Here is a 5,150-nt window from a genome sequence, read left to right on the forward strand (position 1 = left end):
CGCCGACATGGTCGGCCGGGCCGCGGCGCTGCTCGAGGGGCTGCACGCTCGAGACCCAGCCCTACGGGTGGCGCTTCGGCCGGGTCGTCCCGGCCATCGACGAAGGGGAGGTCCCGCGCCCTCCTGCGCGAGGACCTCGACGAGCTCGCCGAGGCCTACGACGGGTGGACCGGCCCGCTGAAGATCCAGGTCACCGGACCGTGGACGCTCGGCGCGACGATCGAGCTGCCGCGCGGTGAGCGGGCGGTCGCCGACCACGGTGCTCGCCGCGACCTCGTCGGCTCTCTCGCCGAGGGACTGCGCGCGCACATCGCCGACGTCGAGCGCCTCGTGCCCGGTGCCGAGGTGATCGTCCAGGTCGACGAGCCGGGACTGCCGGCAGTGCTCGAGGGGCGGCTGCCCACCGCCTCGGGCTACGGCACCCTGCGCGCGGTCGACCGCTCGGAGGTGCGCGACGGGCTGCGCGAGGTGCTTGATGCGGCGGGAGAGCGGACGACGCTCGTGCACTGCTGCGCCGGCGAGGTGCCGGTACAGCTGGTGCGGGAGAGCGGTGCCCGTGGCATCTCGCTCGACACCTCGCTGCTCGACGGCGCCCGCTGGGAGCAGATCGCCGAGGCCGTCGAGGCCGGAGTGACCCTCTGGGCCGGTGCCGTGCCGACGGCCGGCGGCGATTGGCGCACGGCGCGGGACCGGCTCGTCGGTGCCTGGCAGCGGATCGGCCTGCCCGTCTCCGCGCTCGCGGACGTCGTCGTCACGCCGACCTGCGGACTAGCGGGGGCTCCCCCTTCGTCCGCCGTGGCAGCGGTGCGGACCACGACGGATCTTGCCTCGGCCCTCACCGACCTCGCCGCCGGCTGAGCCACCTGCCCCGGCCGGAAAACTGCGAATGGCCGGGAAAACCGCAGATGACCGCGCAATTGCACGGTCATCTCCGGTTTTCCCGGCCAGCTCAGGATTTCCCGGCCAGAGGCTCGCGGGCCAGAGGCGTCAGGCGGTCGGGGCGTGGATCTCCCGCTTGAGGATCTTGCCCGTCGGGCCCTTGGGCAGCTCGTCGAGGACCCAGACGGTGCGCGGGTACTTGTAGGCCGCGACCCGGTCCTTGACGTACTGCTTGATCTCCTCGAGGTCACCCGAGGCGCCCTCGCGCAGCGACACGGCGGCGCCGACGTCCTCGCCGAGCTCGGGGTGCGGCACGGAGACGACCGCGCACTCGAGGACGTCGGGGTGGGTGTAGAGCACCTCCTCGACCTCGCGCGGGTAGATGTTCATGCCGCCGCGGATGATGAGGTCCTTCTTGCGGTCGACGATCGTGTAGTAGCCGTCCTCGTCGACGCTCGCGATGTCGCCGGTGCGGAACCAGCCGTCCGGGATCGCGGCCTCGGTCGCCTCCGGCTTGTTCCAGTAGCCCTTCATGACGTTGTCGCCGCGGATCGCGATCTCGCCGACGCCCTCGCCGGGACCGACCGCCTGGCCGTCCTCGCCGATGAGCTTCATCTCGCAGCCGGGGATCGCGCGGCCGATCGTGCCGGGCTTGGTCGGCTGGTCGAGCATGTTGAAGGACGCGACCGGCGAGGTCTCGGAGAGGCCGTAGCCCTCGAGGAGGCTGACCTTGAAGGTCTCCTCGAACTCGCGCAGGGTCTCGCCGGGCAGTGACGAGCCACCGGAGACGCAGGTGCGCAGGCTCGAGGTGTCGGTGTCGGCGACCGACGGGTGGTGGAGCATCGCGCCGTACATCGTCGGCACTCCCTCGAAGATCGTCACCTGGTCGCGGGCGATGACCTCGAGCGCCTTGCCGGGCTCGAAGCGGGGGATGAGGGTCAGCGTCGCGCCCTGGAGCACCGCGGTGTTGAGCCCGCAGGTCAGGCCGAAGACGTGGAAGAGCGGCAGGCAGCCCATGATGACGTCCTCGGGCCGGATCCCGATGATGTCCTCGGCCGAGCGCTGCGCGTTGAGCCGCAGGTTGTCGTGGGTGAGCTGGGCCCCCTTCGGCCGGCCGGTGGTGCCGGAGGTGTAGAGGATGACGGCGTCGTCGTCGCCGGCGCGCTCGGTGGGCACGGCGATCGGCTCGCCGGCCGGCAGCGCGTCCTCGGCCGGGCCGACGGGGCCCGAGACGATGACCTGGGTGTCGGTGCCCTCGGCACCGGCCTGCGCCTCCGCGGCGAAGTCGCCCCAGACGAAGGAGAACTTCGCGCCGGAGTCGGTGTAGAAGTACTCGATCTCGTTGGCCTTGAGCAGGGGGTTCATCGGCACGACGACGCCACCGGCGAGGAGGGTGCCGTAGAAGAGCACGGGGAAGGCCGGGATGTTGGGCAGGATCAGCGAGACCCGGTCGCCGGGCTCGAGGCCGGCAGCACGAAGGGAGCCGGCCGCCTTGGCCGCGAGGCCGTGCAGCTGTGACCACGTCAGCTCGGCATCGTCGAGCTTGATCGCCACCTTGTCCGGGTGGGCCTGGGCTGTGGTGACGAGGTTGCTCGCCAGATTCGTCATCGTCGACTCCTGAATGCTGGTTCGGGTGGCCCCATCCAACACGGTCTCCCGCGTGGAGGGAAGGGGGTGTCGGGGGTGTGCGGCAGGATGGTCCGGTGAGCGAGATCCCCGAGACGGACGAGTCCGCAGCGCACGCGCAGCCGGAGACCCCCGCCGACGTGCCCGACGAGCTGCGTCAGGAGTGGACCGACCTCGCCGAGCAGGCGACGGCCGCGCAGTTCGCCTACCACGTCAGGGACGCCCCGACGATCAGTGATGCCGAGTACGACCGGCTCATCCGACGGCTGCAGGAGATCGAGGAGGCGCACCCCTCCCTTCGCACTCCCGAGTCGCCGACGCAGCAGGTGGGCGGGGCGATCTTCTCCACCGACTTCACCGCGGTCGACCACCTCGAGCGGATGCTCAGCCTCGACAACGCCTTCGAGGGCGACGACCTGCTCGCGTGGGCGCAGCGCGTCGAGACCGAGGTGAGCGGCTTCCACTACCTGTGCGAGCTCAAGATCGACGGCGTCGCGATCAACCTGCTCTACGAGGGCGGCAAGCTCACCCGGGCCCTGACCCGCGGCGACGGGCGCACTGGCGAGGACGTCACGCTCAACGTGCGCACCATCGAGGGCATCCCGACCCAGCTCGACGACAGCGTGCACCCCGTGCCCGACCTCGTCGAGATCCGCGGGGAGGTCTTCTTCCGGCTCGAGGACTTCGCCGAGCTCAACGCCGGCCTCGTCGAGGCGGGCAAGGCCCCCTTCGCCAACCCGCGCAACTCCGCCGCGGGATCGTTGCGGCAGAAGGACCCCCGAGTCACGGCCCGCCGCTCGCTCCACATGCTCGTGCACGGCATGGGGCGCCGCGAGGGCTTCGACATCGACAGCCAGAGCCACGCCTACGAGCTCATGGCCGCGTGGGGGCTGCCGACCTCGCCGCACTACCGCGTGCTCGACTCGATCACCCAGGTGCGCGACTTCATCGCCGACGTCGAGCGGCAGCGCCACGACTACGACCACGAGATCGACGGCGTGGTCGTCAAGGTCGACGAGATCGCCGTGCAGCGCCGGCTCGGGTCGACCTCGCGGGCGCCGCGCTGGGCCATCGCGTGGAAGTACCCGCCCGAGGAGGTCAACACGACCCTGCTCGACATCCAGGTCAACGTCGGGAGGACGGGGCGGGTGACCCCCTTCGGCGTCATGGAGCCGGTGACCGTCGCCGGCTCGACCGTCTCGATGGCGACCCTGCACAACGGCCACGAGGTCAAGCGCAAGGGCGTGCTCATCGGCGACACCGTCGTGCTGCGCAAGGCGGGCGACGTCATCCCCGAGATCCTCGGTCCGGTCGTCGAGCTGCGCGACGGCACCGAGCGGGAGTTCGTCATGCCGACGCACTGCCCGGCCTGCGGGACGAAGCTCGCCCCGCAGAAGGAGGGCGACAAGGACATTCGCTGCCCCAACTCGCGCACCTGCCCGAGCCAGCTGCGCGAGCGGCTCTCCTCGCTCGCCGGGCGTGGGGCCTTCGACATCGAGGCGCTCGGTTGGGAGGGCGCCGTCGGGCTGCTCGACTCAGGCGTGCTCACCGACGAGGGAGGCCTCTTCGGCCTCACGGCGCAGGACGTCGCGCGGGTCCCGCTCTTCACGCGGGCCGCCAAGAAGACCGACCCGGAGGAGGCCGTCCACGACGGTCGGGTCCTCTCGGCCAACGGCGCCAAGCTCGTCGACAACCTCCAGCAGGCCAAGCACCAGCCGCTGTGGCGGGTGCTCGTCGCGCTGTCGATCCGGCACGTCGGGCCGACCGCGGCCCGGGCGCTGGCGCAGCACTTCGGCTCGATGGCCGCGATCCGCGAAGCCGACGAGGAGGCCCTGGCCGACGTCGAGGGCGTCGGGCCGACGATCGCGGCCTCGGTGCGTGAGTGGTTCGACGGCGAGGGCAATGACTGGCACCGCGGCATCGTCGACCAGTGGGCGGCCGACGGTGTGCGCATGGAGGACGAGCGCGACGAGTCGATCCGGCAGACCCTCGAGGGTGTCACCGTCGTCGTCACCGGTTCGCTCGAGCGCTACTCCCGCGACTCCGCCAAGGAGGCGATCCTCGAGCGCGGCGGCAAGGCCTCGGGCTCGGTGAGCAAGAAGACCGACTGGGTCGTCGTCGGCGACAACGCCGGCACCAAGGAGGCCAAGGCCCGCGAGCTCGGCCGTCCGATCCTCACCGAGGAGGAGTTCACCGAGCTGCTCGAGACGGGTGCCGTGGCGCGTTTCGCCGACGGTGATGGCGAAGGGGGCGACCGCGCCGGTGACACGGGTGGCGCCGACGGATGAGCGGCATCGACCGGGCCACCGCCCAGTGGTACGTCGACACCGCCCTGGCCAAGCTGCTCGCCCGGGCCGACGAGCTCGCCGACGCCGGGGGAGACGAGCTGCTCTGCCGGCGGCCGACGTCGAGGGGGCCAACAGCGTCTACGCGCTCGTCGTCCACTGCTGCGGTGTCATGGAGCGCTGGGGCGGCGAGACGATCGCCGGTCGCGAGATCCATCGCGACCGGGCCGCGGAGTTCACCGCGACGGGCAGCATCGACCAGCTCGAGGCGCTCGACGCCGCGCAGCGGCGGCGCTGGGTCGAGGACCTCGCCGACTACGACGCCGGCGCGGCGCGCGGCCCGGCGGCGGGAGCGGGAGG

General features: G+C 71.7%; 3 protein-coding genes and 1 pseudogene. 3 read left to right on the top strand and 1 reads right to left on the bottom strand.

Annotated elements, in window-relative coordinates; genetic code table 11:
• On the top strand, nt 1-858 hold an 858-nt coding region (locus tag AC2W7J_RS15640; RefSeq protein ID WP_485983528.1), incomplete at its 5' end, for a uroporphyrinogen decarboxylase/cobalamine-independent methonine synthase family protein.
• Between the two features lie 129 nt (nt 859-987).
• Here the strand turns inward: AC2W7J_RS15640 and AC2W7J_RS15645 are convergent.
• Nucleotides 988-2,487, bottom strand: a complete 1,500-nt coding sequence (locus AC2W7J_RS15645; RefSeq protein WP_485983530.1) for a long-chain-fatty-acid--CoA ligase — start codon at nt 2,485-2,487, stop codon at nt 988-990.
• Between the two features lie 95 nt (nt 2,488-2,582).
• Between AC2W7J_RS15645 and ligA the strand changes: the two genes are divergently transcribed.
• Together ligA and AC2W7J_RS15655 are read left to right on the top strand one after the other, a co-directional pair.
• Nucleotides 2,583-4,793, top strand: a complete 2,211-nt coding sequence (gene ligA / locus AC2W7J_RS15650) for an NAD-dependent DNA ligase LigA (protein ID WP_485983532.1) — start codon at nt 2,583-2,585, stop codon at nt 4,791-4,793.
• A 25-nt stretch (nt 4,794-4,818) separates the two neighbouring features.
• Nucleotides 4,819-5,150, top strand: a pseudogene (locus AC2W7J_RS15655) (hypothetical protein); the annotation flags it as partial.

Source organism: Janibacter sp. CFPM2_SD2, from assembly GCF_057364645.1.

Bases quoted from the DNA above. Each gene is read 5' to 3' on its own strand.
- AC2W7J_RS15645 (WP_485983530.1), bottom strand. From the start codon at position 2,487: ATGACGAATCTGGCGAGCAACCTCGTCACCACAGCCCAGGCCCACCCG.